The sequence below is a fragment of the Ruegeria sp. BE10 genome (assembly GCF_056538905.1).
The window spans coordinates 87536-113768 of the sequence record NZ_JBQFTX010000010.1; the positions used below are offsets into that span (position 1 = coordinate 87536).

Here is a 26233-nt window from a genome sequence, read left to right on the forward strand (position 1 = left end):
ACTGAACCGAAACGTCCGCCGACAAATTACCTAGTCAACTAGCGCCTTTTTCAGAAACAAGCACCTCTGATCGGGCTGCGCGCCCGGGCAGTTCAGTAGATGACGTTAAGCATCAACAAGGAAACAACCAGGAACAGAATTGTCATAACCCCACCCGAGCGCACAAAATCCATAACCTTGTAACCTGCAGGGCCCATAATCAGCGCGTTGACCTGATGGGTTGGAATAATAAAGCTGTTTGAGGTCGAGATTGCTACGGTCAGTGCAAAGACAGCTGGGTTGCCTCCTGCCGCCACCGCAATCGAAATGGCAAGCGGCACAAGCAAGACAGTGGCCCCGACATTCGACATGACCAAAGAAAAGGCTGTGGCCAATATCGCGACACCAGCCTGCAGCGCCCAAATCGGCCAACCGTTTAGAATGATCATGATTTGCTGGGCAATCCATGCCGCCGTTCCGGTGTTTTGCACCGCCTGCCCAAGCGGTATGAGACAGGCCAGCAGGAATACGGTGTTCCATCCGACTGCGCGATAGGCCTCATCCACACTCAGTACACGTGTGAGCATCATTCCCGCAGCTCCGGTCAGCAGGCACAGCGACAAACGAACGTCGGTGAACAAAATCAGCGACAGGGAAATTGCGAAAAAGGCCAAGGCCCAACCGACCTTCTGCGGCCGCAATTCATCCTGCGGGAAGTCCGTTGTCACGACGACAAAATCAGGATCACGCTTAATGCGCATCAGGTTGTCCCATCGGGTATGTGCAACAAGCATGTCGCCTGCGTGAAAATCCTCGAGCCCGATCTGAGTGGAATCGTGCGTGTCGGTTTCAACATGGCTAAGCGTTTCTTCACCGCGGTGAATTGCAAGCAACGACATGCCATAGGTCTTGCGAAACAAAAGCTCGCGCGGGCATTTTCCGATCAGTTTGCTATCGGGCGTCACAACGACTTCGGCTATGCCGGCATTGGTCGGCGCAAATTCTTCAACGAAGATATCTAAATCCGGCAGAACCGTTAGACCAAATTTCAGTGCAAATTGTTCTACATCCCAGCGGTTTCCGATGATGGCCAATCTGCAAGGTGCTGCAATCTCGGCGGTCAGGACCTGAACCATCGACGTTTTGCCGCGATAGAACGTAGAGATTATGTATAGGTGTTCCTCGTGGTTGATATCAGCCAGAATGCGCCCCACCAGCGGGCTATCTTCGGGCACGATCACCTCGAAAACATCTGCCTGCAGCCCGTACACCCGTTGCAAATATTCCTGCGTACCCTGCCCTGTGCCGGTACTGTCAGATCCGGTATCGCCCGGTAATACCCACCGCCCAAGCAGCAGAAAATACGCGATCCCAGTTAAGATCAGGACCGCTCCGATTGGTGTAACCGAAAAAAGACCAAATGGTTCAATCTGCTGGTCAGCGGGCAGCCCCTTGTTTGCAGTGATGACGAGATCGTTAAGCAAAATCAGCGGTGATGAGCCCACCATTGTCATCGTGCCGCCCAAAATGGCGCAAAACCCCATGGGCATCAGCAAGCGGGACAGCGGAATTCCGGACCTAGAGGAAATTCGGCTGACCACCGGCAAGAACAATGCGGCCGCACCGACATTCTGCATAAAGGATGAAATAACGCCGACCGTGCCCGAAACAATTGGCAGCACCCGGTTCTCGGCGGTGCCGCCATATTTCAATATGACCGCCGCAACTTTGTTCATGATGCCGGTTTTATCCAGACCCGCCCCCACGATCATAACCGCGATGATGGATATCACCGCGTTGGACGCAAATCCGTCGAACAGTTGCGAAACATTGGCAAGGTTCTCAAGCCCCGGAGCGTAGCTAAGAAGGCCGACCAGAACCAAAACCAGTATCGCAGAAAGGTCTATTCTGACAATTTCCGATACGAAAAGGAAAACGGTGAAGGCCAACAAAGCGCACACCACTCCCATCTCGAACGTGAAGGTTACGTGTTCCACTATATTCACCGAGACATTGTCAATTTTGCTTTAAATTGAACAACTAAACTATCAAGCTCGCGCTGTCATGATGTTTCAGTATTTACCGGCAAAACGAAACAAAATTTCAAGGCGATGACGCCAGAAAACAGAGTGACGAGCGCCTCACGCCTCAAACATCCTAAGGAAACACTACTTATCATCCATGAATGCAACGCCCGTCCAATCGCCTGGCGGAGGGTCCGCCAGCAACGCTTTTGCTCGCTTGATCATCAAAACGGACGCAGGATCGCCCCCGCGCAAATTATCTGCGGTCTCAAAGGACGCGACCGCCTCGGACATGCGTCTGGCCCGGTAATGGGCAAGACCTGTTTCATAAGCCTCGATCCACGGTGGGGTCTCAGCGACACTGTCAGCCATGGCAATCAATTCGAAAACGACCAGTTCTCCGGACCGGCCGGCAATTTCAAGCGTATCCAGTTCCCGGACGATGATCGCATCACCTGCTTCTCGCCGTGTTTCGGGCCCAATGAGGATCGCGCTGCCATAGGCCTTGTTGGCCACCTCCAGACGGCTTGCTACGTTTACGACGTCTCCAATTGCCGTGTAGTTCAGCCGCTGTTCCGATCCGATATTCCCAACCAGAGCTTCACCACTGTTCAGACCGACCCTGACGCGCAGGGAATCGTCAGAGTCACTTCGCAAGCCAGCACTTTCGACCACGTCCACGAGTTCCAGCGCAGCACGACAGGCATCTTCAGCGTGGTCGAGATTTTCTCGCGGGGCACCCCAGAACGCCATCACCGCATCCCCGATAAACTTATCGATTGTTCCATGATGCCGTTCAATGGTCGATGACGCAGCGCTGAAGAATGGTGCCATCAACTCGACAATCTTCGGGCCATGCTTTTCGGTCAGGCCGGTGAAACCCGACACATCACAAAACAGCACAGATATCGTTTTTGTTTCCCCTCCGGGCTGCGTCTTGATACCTGCCGCCACCAGCATTCGCACAAGATCGGTCGGCACATACTTTCGAAACGCCGACAGACCCGCCGCCATGTTGGCCGTCGCCGCGGACAGGTTATTGAGCTCTTTCAGGCGCGAGGGACGCCGCGAGACCTGCTCGACATCGAAACGCTCAATTCGGCTGAGGTCTTCGGCAACGCGCGACAAAGGGTTTGCCACAACCTTGCGCATTAACCAAATGGCAAGACCGGTCGCCACAACAACCACCCCAAGCAGCGCATAAATCAGATTGACAAGCGTCCGGTCGATACCTGACAGGAAGGCGGCTTCGGGGATGACCGTGGCCACGCGCCACCCGTAAAATCCAAGCGGGGTCAGTGCCACGGCATAGGGCACGTCGTCATACACCACACGGGTCGTCAAACTGCCGGCGACATTCGGACCAGAGGTCGCCAAAAGGGTTTCCCCAGACATCTTGGCAACTTCGTACAGCTCACCTTCACCCATCCGCGCCGGGGTGACCTCATCTGCATCCGGGTCCGGTACGGCGATCACCTTGCCATCCGCGCTCAGAATATAGGCCGCGCCAAACTCACCCGGTCGCAATGATCCCAAAAAGCGCGACAGGCGATCCGTTTCAATGGCCACTGTCAACACGCCTTGGCGTCTGCGGTTCACGTCGATTGCCCCGGCAAAGGCATAGACCGTTTTGTCGCTACCCGGCAGGTCGCGCACCTCGATCCAGTCCGGCGTATCGCGATCAATGAAATTACCGTACCAGGCGTGATCGCGCGGATCATATTGGGTTGGCGAAAACGAGCGGTCTTCGAATTGGATGTCCCCGGGAATAAAAATGTAGCGGTCCTTGCGCAGGCTCCGATCCCGGATCTCGTCGTTGATTTCGATCATCTCCAGCCCACTGTCGCCTAAACGGTGGGCGGCGAAAAAGTCCCCGTCAGGCCAGCCGAAGGTAATCCACGATATGTTGGGCTGCGCCTGCAATTGCGACAGGAACACAAACTCTCGCTTGTCGGCTTGCTGTGTCTGAATCACATTCTGGACAAAGATTGTCCGGACCGCGGCCCAGGCCGCTTCGGCGGATCTTAGGGTCAATCCAACTTCAATCCGCACCGTGTTGGCGATTTGACTGTTGATCTCGGCCGCCAACATCCGACTGTTTTCCCTCGCGGTCGTCCACCACAGCGAATGCACCACAAAAGTCGACGCGCCGATTGAAAGCGCGACAAGTATTGATACGGCAATTCCTACGCTGACTCGCACTTGTGGTCCAAAACGGCTGTTGGTGGCTTAAATCTGGGGTTGATCGGCCAAATGTCAGTGGAAGATTAGAGGGTGCAATTTCTTGTTTCCAGATAGTTTCAAGGATCATGCCGATTAGTTTACCCGGTGTTGAACACAGCAAGTGAATATCTGGTCACGCCGTACGACCCACGGGTCATCTACCACAAGCGCGTGATTGCGGGAATGGAGGGTTGGCACGCCTAGCCCCCGTGTGTAACAGGGTGCATCCCGGTCGCAGCCTACCCGGGTAACAAAACAAGGGTTCAAAATATGAAAACGATCGTAATCTGCTCAGGCGGGCTGGATTCGGTGTCGCTTGTCGATAAGATGACAGGCGAAACCTATTTCCGGGCTTCGATACAGTTGGCCGAAAAATCTATTGGCAGCGGCGCGTATGAACGTCCTCTTCAGGCCGGAATGACCGTGGTGGCAGAGATGACCACAGGCGAGAATACTCTGCTCGCCTAAATGCTGAAGCCGGTGCATCAGACCGTGAACAACGCTTTTGACGAACGCTGATGGCAGGCCAGGTTACAAGCCAACAAAATGATGACGGTCTTGCAACCTGTGCGCGGATGGCTTTTCGACCAACTACTCAGGTGCGCATATTGGCTCCATTGGCATCGTAAATTGGTGCACCCAGAACCGTGGCGTCATAGAACGCGCCAAGGATTTCCACCTGTAGGATCGTTCCCGGCGCGGCATGGTCCGCGGCAACATACCCCATGGCCATCGACTCCCCGACCCGATGCGCATAGCCACCGGACGAGACATAACCAACGGCAGTTCCGTCTTTCACGATCGCCTCATCATTCGACACATCAATTCCGTCGACGTCGATTGTCATGGTCACTAGCTTCTGTTTGACGCCTTCGGCGCGGGCCGCCGCGGTCGCCGTCTTGCCGACAAACTCTTTGTTCCAATTGATGAAGGCTTCCATGCCGCTTTCGACTGCATTGAAATCCGGGCGGAATTCAAGCGTCCAGACACCCCACCCTTTCTCCAGCCGCATCGACATCAACGCGCGGGCCCCATACCAGCGATAGCCCAGATCGGCCCCGGCCTCTTCAATCGCTTCGGCCAAGCGCAACAGGTATTGCGGCTTGCAATAAATCTCATAGCCCAGTTCGCCGCTGAACGAGATGCGATTCAGGATCACCGGTACACCGGCCACAAAGGTCTGGTGAAGATCGCGGAACTTGAAGGCCTCGGCCGAGACATCCTCTCGCGTCAGCCGCGCCAACAACTCGCGGGATTTGGGGCCAGACAATGCGATTCCGTGCCAATCGTCCGACACGTTGGCATAGCTCACATCATCCGGCAGGTCCTTTTCGAACCAGCGGCGGTGCGCCTCTTGCATGGCGCCTGAACCAAACAGGATAAAGTGATCGTCGGCCAAGCAGGCCACGGTCAAATCACCAAAGAGCTTACCCTTGGGCGTCAACATCGGTGTCAGCGTCAGGCGCCCCGGTTTGGGCACATACCCGGCCAGCACGTAATCCAGATAGGCCCGCGCACCCGCGCCTTTGAATTCATGTTTGGCGAAATTGGCAATCTCGATCCCACCAACAGCCTCTTGCACCGCTTTCACCTCACGCGCGACATAGTCGTGACTGCGATTGCGCTCAAAAGTCGGGTCTTCATGCGCGTCCTCAGGACCATCGGCGAACCACAGCGCGTTTTCCAACCCAAAGCCCTGCCCCATCCGCGCGCCTTTTGCGACCAAACGATCATAAAGCGCGGTGGTTTTCTGCATCCGTCCCTTGGGTAGCGTTTCGTTCGGAAACGTCATCACGAAACGGCGTTCGTAGTTTTCCGAGGATTTGATTGTGCCCCAGTCTGGCGTTGCGAACTCGCCAAACCGCGCCACATCCATAGCCCAGACGTCGATCGAAGGCTCTCCGTCGATCATCCATTCAGCCATGGTCAGCCCCACACCGCCGCCTTGGCAAAAGCCCGCCATGACGCCCACTGCGACCCAATAATTCTTCATCCCCGGCACCGGGCCGATCATTGGGTTGCCATCGGGGCCAAAGGTGAAGGGACCATTGATCATGTCCTTGATCCCAGCCTCACCAATGGAAGGAATGCGTGCAAACGACATCTCCAGACGGTCGGCGATACGGTCAAGATCAGGTTGCAGCAGCTCATGCCCAAAATCCCACGGCGTGCCGTTCACCTTCCAAGGGGTCGATTTCGGTTCATACGTGCCCAGCAGCATCCCCTGCCGTTCCTGCCGGAAATAGATGTTGGCCTCATAGTCGATCCCGGCCGGCAGACGCCCCACCTCCCCCATGATCTCCATCCGCTCAGCAATCTGAGGGATTTTCTCGGTGATCAGATAATGGTGTTCCATTGGCTGAACCGGCAGGTGAACGCCAGACATATGCCCGACCTCGCGCGCCCACAGCCCTCCACAATTCACCACGTGTTCGGCATTGATCTGACCTTTGGGCGTGGTCAAATCCCACGAGCCATCGGGTCGCTGCGACATCGCGGTGACACCGCAATGGGTGAAATACTGCGCACCATGAACGCGCGCAGATTTGGCAAATGCATAGGTCGCTCCCGACGGGTCCAGATCGCCGTCCTGATCATCCCACAGCGCTGCATAGTAATGTTTCGGATCGACCAGCGGGTGCCGTTCGGCCAACTCGGACGGAGAAATGAACTCCTGATGCAGGCCCATATAGCGCGCCTTCGACCGCTCGCGTTTCAGATAGTCGTACCACTCCTTGGTCGAGGCCGCGTAGAACCCTCCAGTGATATGCAATCCAACCGAATGGCCCGAGGTCTCTTCAATCTCTTTATACAGATCAATGGTATAACTTTGCAGACGGCTGATATTCGGGTCCGAGCTGATCGTGTGAATCTGCCCCGCCGCGTGCCAGCTTGAACCCGAGGTCAACTCATCTCGTTCCAGAAGCACCACGTCCTTCCAGCCGAATTTGGCCAGATGAAACAGGATCGAGCAGCCAACGACACCGCCACCAATTACAACGACCTTGGCGTGGGACGGCAACGGTTTGCCGGTGGCTGTTTCGTCTTTTTGAATCTCGGGCATACGTGTTTTCCTTGGTTGACCGGCATAGGTAAAAGGTCGGGGAATTTAGTACCAGGCGTCGGGCAAGCTTTCTTTGCGTTTGGCAACGAAAGCCTCCAACTCTTCTTTCAACGCCACGTCGATGGGAGGTGCCTCATAATCTTTCAGCATCTGGTTCCAGCGTTCATAAGCCCGCGTGCGCATGTCCTTGGCACCTTCATCCTCCCAGCTTTCGACGTTTTCACTGTGGCTGAGCGCGGGTTCATAGAACGCATCCTGATAATTACGAATGGTGTGACCGCAGCCCAGGAAATGACCGCCGGGACCAACCTCCTCATAGGCGTCACTGGCCAGCGCTTCGTCTGATGTGTCCAGCCCCAGGTCCAGAACCTTTTGATAAGACCCAAGCCGGTCCGCATCCATGATCAGCTTTTCGAATCCGGCGCACAGTCCACCTTCCAGCCAACCCGCCGATTGCAGCACGAAATTCGCCCCGGCCAACATGGTCGAATGCATCGAATCCGCGCTTTCATACGCGGCTTGCGCATCCTCGATCTTGGACGCTGTCAGCGATCCGCCACAGCGCAGAGGCAGGCCCACGCGTCGCGCGAGTTGCCCGATCGCATAATTCGAGATCACCGGCTCGGGCATGCCAAAAGTCGGCGCGCCGGATTTCAGCGACATCGAAGACAGGAAGTTCCCCAGTATGAAAGGCGCACCGGGACGGATAAGCTGAATATATGCACAGACCATCATCGCCTCGGCCAATGCCTGGGCCACCGAGGCAGCGGTCGATACCGGCCCCATCGCCCCGGACAGGATGAACGGCACCACCATCATACCTTGACCCCGGCTGCTGTAGACCCGCGCGGATTCCGTCACCACCCGATCAACCAGCAGCGGTGAATTGGTGTTCACGTTGCCCATGATGACACAGTTTTCCGCCATCACATCCGCGCCAAATACGATCTCGGCCATGTCGACACTGTCCTGAGCGCGGCTCATCTCGGTAATTGCGCCCAGATGCGGTTTGTCGCTTAGCGTCATGTGGGCCAGCAACATATCCAGATGCCGCTTGCTGACTGGAACATCACACGGCTCGCAGGTCACAAAACCCCCGTGATGCAGGTTTGGGTGCAGGTAGGTAAGGCGCACCAGGTCCTCAAAGGAGTTCAGATCGCCATAACGCCGCCCACCTTTCAGATCACGCACAAAAGGGGCGCCATAGACCGGGGCGAAAACCTGATTTCGACCGCCGATGACAACCGATCGATCCCGATTGCGGGCCAACTGAGTAAACTCTCGCGGTGCCTTGGCACAAAGGGCGCGAATCCAATCTGCAGGGGCGCGCACGATATCACCGTCGACCTGTGCCCCTTCGCACTTCCATAGCGCAAGCGCCTCGGGGTCGTCACGAAAGGCGATGCCCACGTCCTGCAAAAACCAATCCACCTGACGTTCCAGACGAACGACCTGCTCCTCGTCAAGCAGATCGTAAAACGGGGCCTGGCGCTGAATAAAGGGTGAGGCGGGCACAGCGATATGTGTGTCCTGCCGTTTTCTGGATGTCCGAGCGCGCCGTGCCATTGAAACCCTCATCGCCATGTTTCTTCAAGAACCATAGCGCTCAACCACATCTCTGTGACGGTTGAAAATATTGATGTTTAGCATAATCTGAAGTTATGCAAAAACCCTGGTCCCTCCTCTCCTCACCTCGCCATCTGGTCGTCTTCGAAGCTGCCGCACGCACGGGATCATTCACCAAAGCGGCAGAGGAGTTGAATGTGCAGCAACCCGCCGTCAGTGCCTCGATCAAGCAATTAGAAACCTCACTTGGCGTCGTTTTGTTTCGGCGCAGCCATCGCAGGATCACTTTGACCAATGCAGGAAACCGTCTGTTTTCAGATGTCACCCGCGCGTTCGAGCTGCTGTCGCATTCTGCAGCTTCGATCCGGCAATTTGCCAGCAATGATCACGTGACACTCAGCGCTTCCTCGGCATTCAACAACTACTGGCTTATGCCTCGAATAGCATCGTTTCAGCAAAATCATCCCGATATTGAGCTGCGCCTGCAATCCAGCGATCGCGAGCCGGACCTGAATGTGGAAACCATCAGCCTTGCCGTGCGGTTGGGCGATGGCAATTGGCCCGATTGCGACGCGCATTTGATATCGGATGAGGTGATCTATCCCGTCGCTTCACCTCGCGTCATGGCCGCCGCCGTCACGCTCAAGAATGTGCCCGGCCTTCTGAATCAACGGCTTATTCACCTAGAGGAGCCGGTCCGTGAACGCCCCACATGGGAACAGTGGTTTCGCACCTTTGGCATCACCGAGGTCACCCCTCGTACCGGTCTGCGGCTGAACGATTATGCCTTGGTTTTGCAGGCCGCGATGGCGGGTGAGGGCTTTGCCTTTGGCTGGCATCATGTCGTAGCTCCGCTGGTGCGGCAGGGCATGCTGGCGGCGCGTCCTGAATGGGCCTGGAAAACGGGCAAAGGGTTTTATCTGGTGTGGTCCAAAACTCGCCCCCTGACACCAAAGGCCGAGATTGTGCGGGATTGGATCCTGTCTTCCCGGCAAGAGGGATAACAAGGGCGGGGCGGGCTTTAACGCCGCTCCGCGTCCCTCATTGCGCGGCTGGCTGCCACTTCAGCTCGGACACCGCTGCGGAACATCAAAAACATCATCATGGCCACCAACACAAGCAGGGGAAGAACCATCAGCTGGGTTCCGTTCATCCCCAGATAGACCGGCTTACCCAATTCCAGGCCGAACAGGTTTTGATGCAGGTTGACGTTGTAAATGTCATGATCTTCAACGTAATCAGCCGCCTCGCGCCAGGCGTCTTCATCTCCGGGTTTTAGTGTGGTTTTCTTGGTTTTCAGGACCCACTCATAGCGCAAGGACGCCTCAGCTTCGTTCCACTCGCCCTTGGTTTCAAAATCGACAAAGCGGTTTTCAAAGCTGTAACTGACCGGTTGGTTCAAGGATGCCGGCACATTGCGCATGACCACTCTGTGTACAGCGTGGATCGGATTATTAACCTGCGATTGCCCTGCCAACGCCGCGTCATCATCAAGCTCGTAAAGCTGATCCGAAACCACATAGCCAAAATGGCTCAGGTCCGCCCAAAGGCCATCTTCTTCAAACCCGTCGCGCGGCAGGGAATATCGCTGCACCAGCCGAATGACGTTGGCGTCAAGATCATCCTCAACAACCATCGCATCGGGATGCGTGGCACCGGGAAAGCGATCCGCATACCAATCTTCGTAATTCTTGTGCCGCTTTTCCTCATCCTGACGATCAAAAAGCCACCGCCTGTAATCTGCGTTCACACCGCGCCAGGTTTCGGTCACATCCAGAATGGCAGCCACCGGACCTTCATCCAACAAAGTGTACTCTTGTAGAACTTCGGACGTGGGCTCAGCTGGAAGATGCCGCACAATCTCGACCAGTTCGGTGCTGTCCGGTGACAGCGGCAGTCCCCAGGTGAAATCGGTCAGCGAAATGGCCCGGCCGACTCCGCCCTGCAACAAGTCGGTGGGGTCAACAAACCAATCGCCCTGTACATCGCGAATGCGAACAATCGCATGATCAAAAACAAAGGGCGACGGCAACATGCGTGGCAAGGCAGGTCCGATTTCATGATCCACGATGACCGCATCGGCTTGAATACCCAGATGCGCCAGCATCGAAATCAGCAACAGCGCCTTATCCTTGCAATCCCCGTAAGCTGTGGACCAGACCGTATTCGGCGTACGGGGTATCCAACCGCCTTCCCCGATGGAAACACTGAAATACCGCACACGGTCCTGAACCAGCCGCAGGGCCTGGGTCGCGCGCCATTCGGGGTCGTCCGATTGCGCCGCGATCTCTTCAAGTATCGCGATCAGATCATCGGGCAAAAGATCAGGACGAGGTCGGTAATCTGTCGCAAAGCGCTGTGCGATCTGTCCCCAATCGAGAAACGTGGACAGCTGCACCCCGTCATTCGAGACATCCCAGGCCTCTGCCGCATGCAGGTTTCCGTCTTCCTCCTCAATCTCGCCAAAGGCCCACGACAAGACCGTGCGCCCATTGGCTTCGTAGCGGTTGATCGAGAAGTCTTCGGTATGATTTAGACCAAAACGGGTCGACGCTGGCAGGTCGATGCTTATCCGCCTCTCCGTCCAACTGCTGACTCTGGGCTTGTCTGCCCAATAGTGGAACTGATCAGGAAAAACCGGTGTTGTCGCTTTTTTCGACCAGATGATCTCAAGGCCATCCCCCACGCGCAGATCGGCGATCTGGCCGAAATATTCAATATCGCCCTGCATCACGCCGGATTTGAGTTCACGCTCCAGACTCAATTCTCGAAACGGCAAGTCGAGTTGGTCAAATGTCTTTCCCTTCCGATGTATCCGCAGCCGATGCAATGTGGCGCGTTCGAAAATCGGATCCACCGTCAGGCGAACCTCACCGAAATCCTCAAGACTGGACCGGTCGTGAACAACAAAAAATCCCTGTCTGACGATTTCATACCCGGCCTCTTCGACCCGCATTTTCTCATCAAACAGGGGTTGGCTCACGGATCTGTCTGCTGCCAAAGCGGCCCCTCGATCCTGTGGCGAAACCTCTTCGTACCATGCAGGCAGGGTTGGATTTCGCAGCATCTCGGCTGCGGCGGGTTTGGATTGAAGCCAGCCGATGAATCCCAAGATCGTCACGAAAACAATCAACCAGACCACGCCGCTGATCAGGAACGACCACCACCGTTTCTTTTTTCCCTGTTTCGGTACCGTGGCGTGTCTGGCGCCATCCCATGGGCCCAACCCTCGCGATGTACGGTGGGCAGCAAATAGGTTTGTCGCCGACGGGATTTCAGGGATGACAAAAACCTGATCGTCGGTCAGCTCAACAACAGTCAGAAAATTTTCGCAGTGTACCGCGCGCACCATGTTCCAGCCGATGCGCAAAACCCTGCCTTCCCGCCAGATCTCTAATCCTGACGTGTCGCAGGTCACGGCGGTCGGTCCCCAGGCGATGCCGCGCACAAGCCCGTACCGAGCAAAGTGCAGATGCCGCAGACGGGGCAGATGCTTTCGAAAAAACGACGCATGCGCCATCAGTGCGGTGACCAACAGCACGATGCACAGCTGATTGAACAGCGGAAAACCTGCCTGCACGGTATTACCCGAAACAAGGGACCACAGGCCAAGCGCAGCAAACCCGGTGAGGATCAGGAAGGTCAAATAGTTGAAAACAGAATCCAACCTATTGGGGCATTTGGTTCCTGTTTTCTTTGCGACTCCTTTAAGCGCCTCAAACGCGTCCCGGGCCGAGATTTTCTGCACCAACGCCGCATCCGGTGCGTCTTGCAGCGCAAAACTGCCTTTGCCCGAACGGCTTTCCTGTTTGAGTTTGCGCAGCAGGTGCTGGGCATCTTGCTCGGTCGGTAAGGGGATAAAAAGCAACCGCATATCGGGGCTGCGCCAAATCACGAACCGCCCATTGCGTTTAAGTCTAGAGATATGCGCAAAATGCCAAGATTCAGTGAAATCCTTCTCTTGTGCGGTAACGTGATCTTGCTCAATCGAATAAGTCACCGCCTCGGGCACACGCTCAGTTGGAGTAAGAATAACAGGCGCGCGGCCCGTCCAGATCGCCCAGAAACTGCCTGCTTTCAACGCGCTCGACCGCGCAAAGAACAAGCATAGCAGCCCGACGAACAACGCGGTCCAAGGTTGTTCACCAGCCGCCGAAACGCCCAGATTCGAATGCCATGAAATAAAGAAAGTGCCCACGGATTCAGCAAGGAAAATGGCAGCCCAGACACTCAAGGCCAGGGCAAAAAGCATGTTCAGCGCAAACTGCTTGCGGGCCTCCAATTGGCGCAGCTCTGCCCGAACGGCGCCATTCAATTCGGTTTCAACGTTTAAAATGGGAGTTTTGACTGGTGCTGCCGAAATGTCAGGAAAAAGAGCGTTCACAATAAGAGAATCCCAAAAAACCAATACTCGCCAATAGATTGCACCATAGTGGCAGAATTATGGGTTCCCTAACATCCAAATCGCGCCCTGTTCAGGCACCCGCATTCCAGCGCGCGGCGGTGGGGGAACTCAAACGCAGGGAATCAACAGCCCGCGCAGCAATCTGATCGATCACGTCATTCAAATTTTGCGGCTTGAGGTAAAAGGCGGGCACAGGCGGCATGATCACGGCCCCCATTTCCGTTGCAGAGGTCATGTTGCGCAGATGCGCTAACGTCAACGGCGCTTCGCGGGTGAGCAGGATCAAAGGGCGGCGTTCCTTAAGCTGCACGCTGGCCGCTCGGGTCAGCAGGTTGTCGTCCAGACCCAACGAAATCGCTGCAAGCGTGCGCATCGAACAAGGCGCTACAATCATGCCCGCAACCGGGACCGAGCCGGAAGCGATACTTGCCCCCACATCGCCGGTGGCATGGTGCCGGGTCGCCAGATTGCACAGATCGTCCAACGCATCCGCGCCGCATTCCTGCGCCAACGTAAGATTGGCCGCCGGGCTGACGACCAGATCAATCTCAACTCCCAACCCCGACAAATTGCCCGCCACAGCAAGGCTTAGCGCTGCGCCCGATGCACCGGACACCCCCAATATGACACGGGCAGCGCTCATTGGCTCAGCCCCGGCATGATCCGGCCCAACAGATCAGCAGCAAAGGCCGCATCGGCATCCGAAGTTCGCATGACCTCACCCCATTCGCGCGAGGTTTCCGAACCGATCTTGGTTGTGGCATCGATGCCCATCTTGCCCGCCAATCCGGGTTGGGGCGAGGCAAAGTCGAGGTAATCCATGGCAGTATTTTCCAGCAACATCACATCGCGCACAGGGTCCATTCGGGTGGCCAGCGCCCAGGCGATGTCGTCCCAGTTGGACGGATCGATATCGTCATCCACGACCACGATCATCTTGGTATAGCTGAATTGCGGCAACATCCCCCAAAGCGCCATCATCACCCGCCGCGCCTGTCCGGGATAGCGTTTGTCTATACTGACAATCGCCATGCGATACGAACAAGCGGCAGGTGGCAGCCAGAGGTCACGCACTTCGGGAATCTGCGCTCGGATGGTCGGCAATGACAGCCGGGTGAACACTTCGCCGATGATGGCAGGTTCATCCGGGGGGCGACCGGTATAAGTGGACAGGTAGACTGGTGCTTCACGATGGGTCACGGCGGTGACATGCATCACAGGAAACGGCTCGGCCGGGTTGTAGTATCCAGTGTGGTCGCCAAACGGTCCTTCGGGGGCGGTATCGGTTGGGGAAACCCAGCCTTCCAACACAATCTCGGCGTCGGCCGGCACCAACAGTGGCACAGACTTGGCAGGTATCATCCGGGGTCGTGTGCCGTTCAGGGCACCTGCAAAACTCAACTCTGACACGGTTTCCGGCAGCGGCAACGCTGCTGACAACAGCGTTGCCGGATCAGCACCCAAAACGATGGCCACAGGCATTTTTTCACCACGCTGAACCCAGCTGCGATGATGCCCCGCCCCGCCGCGATGAGGCAGCCAGCGCATGATCAATCGGCTCCGGTTCAGAACCTGCACACGGTAGATACCAGCATTGTAGCGGCTGACATCCACGGCATCGCTGTCATACGGGCGGGTCACCACCACGGGCCATGTGATCAGTGGCCCGGCATCGCCCGGCCAATGGGTCTGTACCGGCAATGCAGACAGGTCGACATCTGTCCCGGTGTGGACAACATCCTGAACCGCCGCCGACCGAACGGTTTTTGGACGCGCTGCCAACGCCGCCTTCAACATCGGCCAGTGTGACAGGGCATCGCGCAACCCATCCGGCGGCGCGGGGCTGCGCAGCGCCGCCAGAAAGGACCCCAATTCATCCAGGCCATCTGGCGTAACGCCCAGCCCGGCGGCGACACGCCGGGCTGTGCCGAACAGGTTGACTACGACGGGAAAATCCAATCGGTCGCCCTGCGCCGTTACCGGGTGATCAAACCGCAGAACCGGCCCTTGTGCTTCCAAAACAGCGCGATGCACGGCCGTCATCTGGTGGCGCAAAGAGATGGGTTCGGACACCGCCTGGAATTGGCCGGTGCTTTCGCTCCAAACAAGAAAATCACGAAGGGTGGGAAATTTCGGTAAGGTGCGAATGGGACAGCTCCGGTAATCTGCCTTTCCCTAACAACGATTTTGTCGCGCAGAATTGACAACAGTCAATTAACGGGCACCTGCACCCGCCTACGACAGCAGGACCTGCTAAACCGCCGGAGGTCAGTTTGTCCGATCCTCACATAACAATACCGCACTGCCCCGCCCCTCTGGCGGCGGCGCTTCGACTGGTACCGCTTGCACCCCTGTCCCTGTCGCTGACGGTTTTTTCGCGCAAGATCGCCCGCACCTCACCCGGCCTGTTTCAGCGCCTCGGCGAATACAGGCAGACCGATTTTGTACTCGACCCGGTCGACCTGCCGATTGTTCTGTGTCTCAATCCCAACGATGGTCGACCAAAGGTGACCCTGACTCGCGGTCGGGGGAAAGGAGTGGCCCGGATCTCGGGTCCGCTTGCGGCCTTGCTTGGTCTGGTACACGGGGCCTTTGATGGCGATGCGCTGTTTTTCTCGCGCGATCTGGTGGTTGAGGGCGATACCGGCGCCGCCCTCGCCCTGCGCAATGCCGTGGACGATGCCGAACTGGACCTGGCGCAGGAAGCGGCCAGACTTACCGGGCCATTCGCGCGTCCGATACAGCAGCTGATTGCCCTGGCCGAGCGTCAAACCGGCCTCTGCCTGACCCGACCCGAGGACGCAGTAATATGGTGATGGAAATCGTCTGCCCGGCAGGAACGCCCGCCGCCTTGCGGGCCGCCGTTAAGGCGGGGGCACATACGGTCTATTGCGGTTTCAACGATGAAACCAACGCCCGAAACTTTCCGGGCCTCAACTTCAATCGCAGCGAAATGCGCGATGCTGTAAGTTTCGCCCATCAACACAGCTCAAAAGTGCTGGTTGCCATCAATACTTTCCCGCGCGCAGGGGATGAGGCGATCTGGCACAGCGCCGTAGCAGATGCCAAAACTTGCGGCGCAGACGCGGTGATCCTTGCCGATCTTGGACTGCTGGACCACACCGCCCGCACCCACCCTGGATTGCGACGGCACCTGTCTGTGCAGGCCGCCGCTGCCAATGCCGATGTAATCAATTTCTATGCAGACACGTTTGGCGTCAAACGTGTGGTCCTGCCACGCGTTCTGTCCGTGCCCGAGATTGCCGCCATCAATGCCGAAACCGAGGTTGAGACTGAGGTGTTCGTCTTCGGCGGCCTGTGCGTGATGGCCGAAGGGCGCTGTTCGCTCTCTTCCTATGCCACCGGGTTGTCACCAAACATGAACGGTGTCTGCTCACCCGCCAGCCATGTGGATTACTCAGAAGATCAGGGCGTTCTGGATGCGCGTCTGGGCGGTTATCTAATCCACCGGGTCGATAAGGGGGAACCGGCCCCCTACCCCACCCTGTGCAAGGGATGTTTCACCGCAGGATCCCAAACCGGACATCTGTTCGAAGATCCTGTCAGCCTGAACGCCGAGCAGTTGATCCCGCAATTGCAAAAAGCGGGCGTTACGGCGCTGAAGATCGAAGGGCGGCAACGGTCGAAATCCTATGTCGCGCAAGTGGTGCGCAATTTCCGCGCGGCGGTGGATGCGCTTGAGGCCGGGCGCCCGATGCCCGAGGGCATGCTGGCCCGCCTGTCCGAGGGGCAGGCCATGACAACCGGCGCCTACAAGAAAACATGGAGATAACGCGATGGAACTGACAGTCGGGCCCAGCCAGTTCTTCTGGCCCGCCGATTTCTGGACCGGATTTTATCAGGACCTGACCCAGTCTCCGGTCGATCGTGTGGTGATCGGCGAGCTGGTCTGTTCCAAACGCCTGCCCTTCTACCAGGACCGTATCCCCGATGCGATTGCCGCGTTGATCGAGGCCGGGAAACAGGTTTCCCTCACCAGTCTTGCGCTGATCACGCTGAAACGCGAACGCAAACTGACCGCCGAACTGGCCGAAATGGGTGTGACGGTCGAGGTCAATGATTTGACCGCCCTGGCCCATCTGCCCAAGGGCTGCGCGTTCACGGTAGGACCGCTGGTGAATGTCTACAATGAAGGCACGCTGAACTGGCTGGCGGCCCGTGGCGCAAATCGAGTCTGTCTGCCGCCGGAATTGCCCCTGGCATCAGTTGAGGCATTGACGCGGGTTGCCAATGACCTGGATATCGCGATCGAGGTCTGGGGTCACGGCCGGTTACCGCTTGCCATCTCTGGCCGCTGCTATCACGCTCGCCTACATGGGCGCACCAAGGACAACTGCCAATTCGCTTGCGAAGACGACCCCGACGGGCTCGAGGTTCTGACCGGCGACGGCAGGCCCTTCATGGCAATGAACGGGGTACAGACCTTATCCGACAGCTATGCCTGCACCGACCATCAAATTGACCAATTGCGCTGGGTCGGAGTGTCAGCCTTGCGTCTGTCGCCACAATCCAAGGGGTTTGCGAAACTTTGTATACTGTACCGCCAGCGTCTGGATCAGACCTTGCCCCAAGGCGGTGTTGCAAAAGCGATCACGACGGAGGACCCCGCCCTGCGCCTAAGCGATGGATTCTTGACCGGCGCTTGCGGGGCGGACTGGTCAGGCACTTCCTGATTCTGTGCAACACTTCTATTGCTTGGCCCGGATTGCACGACATTGTTCCTGAGCGCACGGCCGCCCTAAGCTAGCCGAGCATCCCGGACGTCATATCTGGTAAAGAAGCGGGCCGGCCCAACCTGCGACAGGTGAACCGGCCGTGCAGAACTTAGAAATGGGCCGACTTGGTCCCTTCCGGCGCGACGGGCGGTGCGAACTTTGTCAGGTCGATGCCTTCCACGGCGGATTTGTACTCTTCGATCTTCGGCGTCCGGCCCAAAATCGCTGAGAGGACAACAACCGGGGTCGATGCCAGCAAGCTCTCGCCTTTTTTGTCCGGTGCATCTGCCACGACGCGGCCCTGGAACAGGCGGGTCGACGTGGCAAGAACGGTATCACCCTTAGCGGCTTTTTCTTGGTTGCCCATGCACAGGTTACAGCCGGGGCGCTCAAGATAGAGAATATTTTCGTACTCGGTGCGCGCCTTCTGTTTCGGGAACAGGTCGTCGAATTCGAAGCCCGAGTATTTCTCGAGCACTTCCCAGTCGCCTTCTTCCTTCAACTCGTCGATGATGTTGTAAGTCGGTGCCGCAACCACCAGCGGAGCCTTGAATTCGACCTTACCGGTTTCCTTTTCCAGGTTTTTCAACATCTGGGCGACAATCTTGATGTCACCCTTATGCACCATGCACGATCCGACAAAGCCCAGATCAACATGTTTTTCGGCATTGTAATACGAGATCGGACGGATCGTATCGTGCGTGTAACGCTTTGACACGTCGGCATTGTTGACGTCCGGGTCGGCGATCATCGGCTCGACGATCTGATCCAGATCGACAACAACCTCAGCAAAGTATTTCGCGTTGTCATCGGGTGTCAGAGCAGGCTTTTCACCCGACTTGATCTCGGCAATGCGTGCATCAGCGATGTCGATCAGCTTTTGCAGCATCCCGTTTTCATGCTCCATACCCTTGTCGATCATGATCTGGATGCGCGACTTGGCCAGTTCCAGCGAACCGATCAGGGTCTCGTCATTCGAGATACAGACCGAAGCCTTGGCCTTCATCTCGGCCGTCCAGTCGGTGAAGGTGAAGGCCTGGTCTGCCAACAGCGTACCGATATGCACTTCGATCACGCGGCCCTGGAACACGTTGTCGCCATGCTGTTCCAGCATCTGCGCCTGGGTGGCATGCACCACGTCGCGGAAATCCATATGCTCAGCCATCTTACCCTTGAAGGTCACCTTGACCGATTCCGGAACCGGCATCGAGGCTTCGCCGGTGGCCAGCGCCAGTGCCACAGTGCCCGAGTCGGCACCAAAGGCCACGCCTTTGGACATCCGGGTATGGCTGTCGCCGCCAATGATCACCGACCAGTCATCCACGGTGATATCGTTCAGCACCTTGTGGATTACGTCCGTCATAGAGTGATAGACCCCTTTCGGGTCACGACCAGTGACAAGGCCGAAGTCGTTCATGAACTTCATCAGACGAGGCGTATTTGCCTGAGCTTTGGCATCCCAGACCGACGCGGTATGGCAACCCGACTGATAGGCTCCATCAACGCTGGGTGCCACGACGGTGGCGGCCATCGCCTCAAGTTCTTGCATGGTCATCAGGCCGGTGGTGTCCTGCGAACCGACGATGTTGACCTTCACACGTACGTCCGAACCGGCGTGCAGGGTCTTGCCTGGGGTTGAGCCCACGGCATTCTTGTTAAAGATTTTCTCGACCGCGGTCAGGCCCTGACCTTCGTGGCTGACTTCTTTCGACGGTGCAAACACCAAAGGTGCCTCAACACCCAGCGTCTCGGCCGCAAGTGCCTGCAGTTTCTTGCCGAAGACGATGGCGTAGGATCCGCCGGCCTTCATGAACTCTACTTTTTGCGGAGTGAAGGACGAAGGCACGTCAACCAGTTCTTCGCCATCTTCACTCAGAAGCTTTTGCGTTTTGGTGTTGATCTTCAGAACCGTGCCGGTTGCGACCGAGTACTTCTCTTCAAGGATCGGGTTGCCGTCATTGTTCAGGATCGCGTTGCCGTCTTCATCCACCTTCTTGACCCAGTTTTTCAGGTCCAGACCGATACCGCCGGTCACGCCCACGGTGGTCAGAAAAATCGGTGAAATGCCGTTGGTACCCGCAACGATCGGCGCGAAATTGACGAATGGCACGTAGGGGCTGGCCTGCTTACCGGTCCACAGCGCCACGTTGTTCACGCCCGACATCCGGGACGAGCCCACACCCATGGTGCCTTTTTCCGCGATCAGCATGACACGCTTGTCGGGGTGCTGCAGCTTCAGTGCTTCGACCTCCTGCTGCGCCTTATCCGAGATAAAGCACTTGCCGTGCAACTCCCGGTCAGCCCGCGAATGCGCCTGATTGCCCGGCGACAACAAGTCGGTCGAGATGTCACCCTCGGCCGCGACATAGGTTACGACTTCGATTTCTTCGTCGATCTCTGGCAACTTGGTAAAGAACTCTGCTTTGGCATAGCTCTCCAGAACGTCCTTCGCGATAATATTTCCAGCTTCATAGGCCGCCTTGAGACGGTCTGTATCGGCGTCGTACAAGAAGACCTGCGATTTCAGCACCTCGGCGGCCTGATCCGCAATCGAGGCATCCGAACCCAGTGCCAGGTCCAGCAGAACCTCAACCGAAGGACCACCTTTCATGTGCGACAGCAGCTCAAACGCGAAAGGAACCGAGATCTCTTCGACCTCAGCTTCGCCCAGAATAATCTCTTTCAGGAATTTGGCCTTTTCACCGGCAGCGCTGGTTGTACCAGGCAGCGTGTTATAGATGAAAAAGTTCAGCGCCCCGTCCCGGTGTTCGCTTGCCACATCCTTGATGTGGGCGACGATCTCTTTCACCAATGCGCCGTCGTCGATGGGCTTAGGATGCAGCCCTTGTCCTTTGCGGGTTTCGATCTCGCTGAGGTAATCTGTATAAAGGCTCATGGCTGTTCCGGCTGTTAGCGTTTCGTGTGGGTGCCTACCGGGTTTTCAGCGGGCTGACCACTGCCGGTATCGAATTGTATGCGGCGGTATACTAATTTTTCTAAGACTTCAAGTGACCATCTGAAAAATGCGATCACAAAGTCCGGTATGGGCCGCAGTTCAGCGGAACCAATAGTTCCACCCGTCTAAGTAGTACCCCGCCAGCACATGGGTCTGCAGCGTGTTGGGCTTGGCCGCAACGCGGTCCATATCGGCACCAAACACCTGTACGGCCTGCCAGACATCGGGTGTCTGATAACTCAGCCCATCCGGCACATCCAAACCTCGCCCCGACAGTGGCGCGAGTGAGGCCAGCACAAACCCCCGTTCCCCGAAACGGTTCTGTCGCAAATTCCTTTGAAGGACGATAAGGCAACGCAGGCGGGTTGATTATCTTACCAGTTGAACAAACTGCTGAAACAGGGAGAGTCCGGGTGTGAATTGACCTTTGCGGATCATGTTGCCCAGCTCGGTGCCAGCCAGGGCAGATGCAGCTGAATCGAAAGACTTGAAACCCACCATGGGCCTGATCCGACGTTTGATGAATCGATGTTCTTGTTCAATGATGTTGTTGAGATACTTCTGCCTCACCATCTCGATCGGTATCGGATACACGCCGTATCGGAGATAGAAGAAAACAGCGTACAAGATCACGTCTTTCGGAAAGTGCGCACCTTTGAATGAGATGGTCACGGTCTGCTCCTGTCTTATCTGAGCATGCGCTACCAAAACGACACTCAGTCTGACAGGTGGAACAAAGTTTGCGACAGAACTGTATCTTGAAGGCATCCTGAATACTCTTCGAGCCAGAGACCTGCACGATTTGACCATGTACAAGGACATTGTGAATGCGTCGATCCGTGACGAAGCAGCGGGTGCCTCAATCGAGTTGCGCTATTTCCTTGAGCGGGTGGCTGAAGAAAAGACTCAAATGATTATCAAGGCCTTCCTGAAAAGTGGCGGTCAGACGGAACACGAAGCAACGGACTTCGCTGGAGTCTTCGCCGATACGGCAGCTGAGCACGCCAAATCTGCGAGTTAATCGACCTTAACTTTCATTAGGCAGGTCATGAGCGTTGGTATCGTTCATTGCTTTTGAGCGGACATTCGTTCGAGGCGCAGCATCCGGTAGATTGTGCTCTTTCCAGACCTCGGATGCACCGCACTATCTGACTCGTGGAAAACCATCCGTACCAACAAGGCGGTCCTTAGCTACCGTTTAGTGGTGTTGCTCAATGCTGCGCCAGCAACCCACATTGCCGACCTTCGCTCTATATGCTCGAAATTGGTGGTCGCGAAACTCTAGACTGCGGGCTCACAGCGGACTTTGCAGTCGTTTTCGCGAGGCTATCGCCAGTTTCAGACGATGACACAGTCGCACATTCCCGTCAAAATAGCATCGCGAATACCACGCAGGTAAAGACCACACGAATTCGTTCTGAGAAAAAGCTTTAAGCAAGGAAATTTCGTGATTCACTATCGAAATTGCATTGCTTTTGTAACAGTAATTCTTGTTATGGGCGCGCTACTTACCGCGTTATTTGGGGGAAGCCCAACTACGTTAGTGATTGTTGCCGTTTTAGTTTTTGTGGCTTCTCTCACGATCTCGAAAACCAACCCTCTGAACGGAGAAGCCGTCGACCGAACTTACTACACATCGGCTATGTTGGGAGCTTGTCTCTATTTCTACGCGCAGTCAGTGGAGCGCACAGAGTTTCTCGGGTATCGAGACCTGGCCGAACTAAGATCTCAGCTAGAGGACTCTCAGTCGACCGTGGATCGGCTTGAGATCGATGTCGAAAATGGAACGGGCGCAGCCCGATTCATCCGAGAGAACGAAGAGCAATCAGTTCGCGAGATTAGTCGTGAAATTGCCGAGTTTCGTTCGCTTCAAATCGAGATGAACGCAGCAGAACTGGACGCATGCTTAATTGGAAGCGGCTTTGACTTTGGGGCTACCGACTTCGGCCTAGATGAGCCATCTGGTGTTGATGCAATCATTGATGACCATCAAAAAGAAATGGAGCGCGTATTTGCTCAACAAATGTGCTCTGCAGCAAGAACGAGAATCGAACAAGAGCGGGCTATTTTTGTCGAAAACTATCCGATAGCGACAAGGTTCGGCGATATCGAGCAAACCGTGCTGAAAGAGAGTGGAATATCCCAACGTTTGGTACGGCTCGGCGGGTACAGCGTGACAATAGGAACAGCGTCTGCGGTCTTTAGCGGCGAATTTTCTATGGCAGAGCACATCACTGCCCTTGAAGAGGCACAAACCGTCCTCAATCAAAAAATCGACGATGTTCGGTCCAAAAGCCGAGAAATTACCGACGAAATTGAGAAGGAGAAAGAGCGATCAGCTTCCACAATAGGACAGATCGCTCTCTTCATCTGGCCATACGTCTTGATTGCACTGCTAGGGTTAAAGCTCTCTCGCGCGCCTAGAAAGAACACGCCTCAATTGGGTTAGCATCTTACTATCCGACCTCTTCTTGGGGGGATCGATCTGATATCCGCTTCATTGCTGTGTCTTCCGCAATCGCCTATGAGCGGACCGGTATAGTCGGCCCATTGCCGACCTTGAGCACTATGTTCGAAGCTGCGTTTGCAGCCCACATTACTGCCGTTCGCTGCACGGGCAATATACAGAGCGTTATGAACTCACCAAATGCGGGACGAAGCGGGCGCTAGAGTGTCCTAGGATTAGGAGCTAAATTATCCAAGCTCAACAGCAAAACTACTCGGTCTTTCACCACTTTGACTAATAAGGCGAGGTCGATCTTAGGGCTATTCCAAATGCTCAAGAATTGGTTTCAAGCTATGAAGATAGAAAATGTTCGGCCTGTAGGCAGCGAACGTTAGCGTTTACCGCCCTACAATCAGTGATGGAGTTTACCTGCCTTGAACGGGGCTAGGCTCTCTTGGAACTGCTCGATGAACTCTAGCGTCACCAGTGACGGTTGCTTCAAAATAGGACGCACAAGGGAAAGCGTATGTGACAAGAGCGGTTGGAACGGTCGGTAGCTCAATCCCTTGTCTGCATATTGGACGGCGTCCAACTCGCTGACCACGGAAATCCCAACACCTTTTACAGCCAATTCACATGCCGCCGTGAACTGCCTGACTTCGATGTGGGAATTCAGTTTGACGTTGGCGCTTTGAAAGGCTTTTGAAAGCTGTCCAAAAAAATTGCTGTCGCGCCGTGTGTGAATAATCTTGGCGGTTGCAAGATCCGTAGGTGTCACCTCGGAGAGGTGTTCCAATTCATGTCCGGTTGGAAACACGCAAACTGTACGGACATCGATGTCTCTGCTTTCGACGGCCGGATGCCCGTTAAAGTTATCTGTGATTCCGAAATCATATTGCTCACCGATCATCCACTCGAGAATGCGTTCCGGTCTGTCAGGTTCGATCGTCATGGTTACACCTGGCCGATCTTGTAAAAACGTGGCGATGACGTTGGGCAGGTGACTGGTGGCGAACCCGGGCAAACATGCGATGCGGATGTGTCCCGCTTTGCGTTGGGTTATGTCTTGACTAACGTCCGAGATCTGCTTCATCAATTCCAAAACGCGCTCTACGCTGGGTTGCAGATAACGCACCTCCTGCGAAGGCACCAAGCGACCTTCCCTGCGATCAAAAAGTTGAAAGCCAAGCGATTTTTCCAGATCGGAAAGCAGTCGGCTGACCGCAGGTTGGCTTATCCCAAGATCCGTAGCTGCAGCAGTGACCGATCCGTTTGTGGAAACTGCCATGAGCGCCTCCAATTGGCGGATCCTCAAAGTTTGACTCATACTTTGATCCTGGTTCGTTGTTTGCTTAGCTGCTTTATAATGTAATGTTATGTTTTTCTCAAAAATTAAATGCTTGAATTATAGATTTGTAACGTTAACGTCGTGAAATCGTCATGTGTGCTGATTACGCGTTGCGGTCGGTATTCAACGAAGCATCAACACTGATGCATGGGAGGAATCATGAATAAGCAATTTCTCGGCGCTCTCGCCGTAACTACTGCGTTGTCCCCCGTGGCGGCGATGGCCCAAACTGAAGTTCAGTTCTGGCACGCCTTCACCGGCCGACTGGGTGAGCTTGTTAAAGCGCAGGTTGAAGAGTTCAACGCCGGCCAGGATGAGTTCGTCGTGGTCGAAAGCCACAAAGGCAATTACTCGGAAACTCTGAACGCGGGTATTGCGGCTTTCCGCGCCGGTGAGCAGCCCCACATTCTAATGGTTTTCGAAGTGGGCACGGCAACGATGATGTCAGCCGAAGGTGCGATCAAACCCGTCTATGAAGTGATGGCTGAAAGCGGCGCGTCGTTTGATCCTGACGCGTACATTGGCGCTGTCAAAGGGTACTATACTACAACGGACGGAGAAATGCTCTCACTGCCTTTCAACTCGTCCACCCCGGTTCTGTGGGTCAATCGCGATGCCTTCGAAGCGGCGGGTGTTGATCCGGACACAGATCTATCGACCTGGGAAAAGGTTGGCGATGTACTTGAGCAGCTTAAGGCTGGCGGCGAGGACTGCCCGCTGGTGACTGCATGGCAAAGCTGGATTCACCTCGAGAACCTGTCGGCCTATCACGACGTTCCGTTCGCATCGCAGGACAACGGTTTTGCCGGTCTGGATACCGAGCTGATGCTGAACGGTGCGGCGCAGGTCGCACACCTGACAGCAATGGGTGACTGGGCCAAGGATGGCAAGTTCATCTATACCGGACGCAGAAATGAAGGTGGTGCAAACTTCCGGGCTGGCGAATGCGCATTGTTTACCGAAAGTTCGGCCGGTTACGCTGGCATCAGCTCCGAAGCCGAGTTCGAATTCGATGTTCGCCCGCTGCCCTATTGGGAAGGCGTCACAAGCGAGCCGCAGAACACGATTATCGGCGGTGCGTCCCTTTGGGTGATGGAAGGTCATGACGCCGAGGAATACAAAGGCGTCGGCGAATTCCTCAGCTTCCTGTCGTCTTCGGACGTTCAGGCGGCGTGGCACCAGAACACCGGTTATCTTCCGATCACGGCCGAAGCAGGTGAAGCCACGCGTGCCGCAGGCTTTTACGACGAAAACCCGGGAACCGATATCGCTGTGATCCAGATGACGGCGAAAGAGCCCACCGCAAATTCGAAAGGTCTGCGTTTGGGATCGTTTGATCAGATTCGCGGCATCATCGACGAAGAGCTTGAGGCCGTTTGGTCCGGCGAGAAAACCGCTCAGGAAGCGATGGACAGCGCGAAAGAGCGAGGTGACGCTCTGCTGCGCCGGTTCGAATCCGCCAATCAATAAGTCGTAACTCGATGCG

At 55.9% G+C, this 26233-nt stretch carries 18 protein-coding genes and 1 pseudogene; 8 read left to right on the forward strand and 11 right to left on the reverse strand.

The features are described from left to right. Positions 1–92: 92 nt before the first annotated feature. Together ACR0M2_RS18715 and ACR0M2_RS18720 are read right to left on the reverse strand one after the other, a co-directional pair. On the reverse strand, positions 93–1976 hold the full coding sequence (locus ACR0M2_RS18715; RefSeq protein ID WP_437436465.1) for an SLC13 family permease: 1884 nt from the start codon (positions 1974–1976) through the stop codon (positions 93–95). Between the two features lie 171 nt (positions 1977–2147). Next, positions 2148–4205 carry an adenylate/guanylate cyclase domain-containing protein gene (locus ACR0M2_RS18720; RefSeq protein ID WP_480706537.1) on the reverse strand — a complete coding sequence of 686 codons (2058 nt, stop codon included), beginning with the start codon at positions 4203–4205 and terminating at the stop codon, positions 2148–2150. A 291-nt stretch (positions 4206–4496) separates the two neighbouring features. On the opposite strand from ACR0M2_RS18720, the gene ACR0M2_RS18725 reads away from it, so the two are divergent. Continuing rightward, positions 4497–4694 (forward strand): hypothetical protein, encoded by a 198-nt coding sequence (locus ACR0M2_RS18725; RefSeq protein ID WP_480706539.1) that lies wholly within the window; start codon positions 4497–4499, stop codon positions 4692–4694. A gap of 127 nt (positions 4695–4821) precedes the next feature. Here the strand turns inward: ACR0M2_RS18725 and ACR0M2_RS18730 are convergent, their stop codons facing one another. Together ACR0M2_RS18730 and ACR0M2_RS18735 are read right to left on the reverse strand one after the other, a co-directional pair. Further along, on the reverse strand, positions 4822–7290 hold the full coding sequence (locus ACR0M2_RS18730) for a GcvT family protein (RefSeq protein WP_480706540.1): 2469 nt from the start codon (positions 7288–7290) through the stop codon (positions 4822–4824). A gap of 45 nt (positions 7291–7335) precedes the next feature. Next, on the reverse strand, positions 7336–8856 hold the full coding sequence (locus tag ACR0M2_RS18735; protein WP_170362674.1) for a trimethylamine methyltransferase family protein: 1521 nt from the start codon (positions 8854–8856) through the stop codon (positions 7336–7338). A 95-nt stretch (positions 8857–8951) separates the two neighbouring features. Here ACR0M2_RS18735 and ACR0M2_RS18740 point away from each other — a divergent pair, with 95 nt between their 5' ends. After that, complete coding sequence (locus tag ACR0M2_RS18740; RefSeq protein WP_170362673.1) at positions 8952–9860, forward strand: LysR substrate-binding domain-containing protein; 909 nt, start codon at positions 8952–8954, stop codon at positions 9858–9860. A 17-nt stretch (positions 9861–9877) separates the two neighbouring features. On the opposite strand, the gene ACR0M2_RS18745 is transcribed toward ACR0M2_RS18740, so the two are convergent. The 3 genes from ACR0M2_RS18745 to ACR0M2_RS18755 form a co-directional block, all read right to left on the reverse strand. Beyond that, positions 9878–13171: a DUF3857 domain-containing transglutaminase family protein gene (locus ACR0M2_RS18745; protein ID WP_480706542.1), complete on the reverse strand. Its 3294-nt coding sequence runs from the start codon at positions 13169–13171 to the stop codon at positions 9878–9880. A gap of 160 nt (positions 13172–13331) precedes the next feature. Beyond that, positions 13332–13904 carry a UbiX family flavin prenyltransferase gene (locus ACR0M2_RS18750; protein WP_170394548.1) on the reverse strand — a complete coding sequence of 191 codons (573 nt, stop codon included), beginning with the start codon at positions 13902–13904 and terminating at the stop codon, positions 13332–13334. Continuing rightward, entirely contained in the window at positions 13901–15409 is a 1509-nt protein-coding gene (locus ACR0M2_RS18755) for a UbiD family decarboxylase (RefSeq protein WP_480706660.1), read from the reverse strand. Before ACR0M2_RS18755 ends, ACR0M2_RS18750 begins: the two co-directional genes overlap by 4 nt. A gap of 125 nt (positions 15410–15534) precedes the next feature. Here ACR0M2_RS18755 and ubiT point away from each other — a divergent pair, with 125 nt between their 5' ends. The 3 genes from ubiT to ubiV are packed head-to-tail and all read left to right on the forward strand — an operon-like array spanning position 15535 to position 17955. Further along, complete coding sequence (gene ubiT, locus ACR0M2_RS18760) at positions 15535–16077, forward strand: ubiquinone anaerobic biosynthesis accessory factor UbiT (RefSeq protein ID WP_480706544.1); 543 nt, start codon at positions 15535–15537, stop codon at positions 16075–16077. After that, a complete protein-coding gene (gene ubiU, locus ACR0M2_RS18765) occupies positions 16077–17054 on the forward strand; it encodes a ubiquinone anaerobic biosynthesis protein UbiU (protein ID WP_480706662.1) in 978 nt (325 codons plus the stop codon). Before ubiT ends, ubiU begins: the two co-directional genes overlap by 1 nt. 4 nt (positions 17055–17058) lie before the next feature. Next, positions 17059–17955, forward strand: a complete 897-nt coding sequence (ubiV, locus tag ACR0M2_RS18770; protein ID WP_480706546.1) for a ubiquinone anaerobic biosynthesis protein UbiV — start codon at positions 17059–17061, stop codon at positions 17953–17955. Positions 17956–18106: 151 nt separating this feature from the next. Here ubiV and ACR0M2_RS18775 read toward each other — a convergent pair whose 3' ends face one another. From ACR0M2_RS18775 to ACR0M2_RS18785, 3 genes and pseudogenes are all read right to left on the reverse strand, one after another. Next, positions 18107–20893 carry a bifunctional aconitate hydratase 2/2-methylisocitrate dehydratase gene (locus tag ACR0M2_RS18775; protein ID WP_170351220.1) on the reverse strand — a complete coding sequence of 929 codons (2787 nt, stop codon included), beginning with the start codon at positions 20891–20893 and terminating at the stop codon, positions 18107–18109. A 159-nt stretch (positions 20894–21052) separates the two neighbouring features. Then, positions 21053–21250, reverse strand: coding sequence for a hypothetical protein (locus ACR0M2_RS18780; RefSeq protein ID WP_480706548.1), 198 nt, complete (start codon positions 21248–21250; stop codon positions 21053–21055). A 72-nt stretch (positions 21251–21322) separates the two neighbouring features. Then, positions 21323–21541, reverse strand: a pseudogene (locus ACR0M2_RS18785) (DDE-type integrase/transposase/recombinase); the annotation flags it as partial. Between the two features lie 220 nt (positions 21542–21761). Here ACR0M2_RS18785 and ACR0M2_RS18790 point away from each other — a divergent pair. Together ACR0M2_RS18790 and ACR0M2_RS18795 are read left to right on the forward strand one after the other, a co-directional pair. Continuing rightward, positions 21762–21974 (forward strand): hypothetical protein, encoded by a 213-nt coding sequence (locus ACR0M2_RS18790; protein WP_480706550.1) that lies wholly within the window; start codon positions 21762–21764, stop codon positions 21972–21974. Between the two features lie 426 nt (positions 21975–22400). Beyond that, entirely contained in the window at positions 22401–23402 is a 1002-nt protein-coding gene (locus tag ACR0M2_RS18795) for a hypothetical protein (protein WP_480706552.1), read from the forward strand. A 409-nt stretch (positions 23403–23811) separates the two neighbouring features. On the opposite strand, the gene ACR0M2_RS18800 is transcribed toward ACR0M2_RS18795, so the two are convergent. After that, positions 23812–24726, reverse strand: a complete 915-nt coding sequence (locus tag ACR0M2_RS18800; RefSeq protein WP_480706554.1) for a LysR substrate-binding domain-containing protein — start codon at positions 24724–24726, stop codon at positions 23812–23814. 180 nt (positions 24727–24906) lie between these two features. Between ACR0M2_RS18800 and ugpB the strand changes: the two genes are divergently transcribed. Continuing rightward, a complete protein-coding gene (gene ugpB / locus ACR0M2_RS18805; RefSeq protein ID WP_425082337.1) occupies positions 24907–26217 on the forward strand; it encodes a sn-glycerol-3-phosphate ABC transporter substrate-binding protein UgpB in 1311 nt (436 codons plus the stop codon). Positions 26218–26233: the final 16 nt, after the last annotated feature.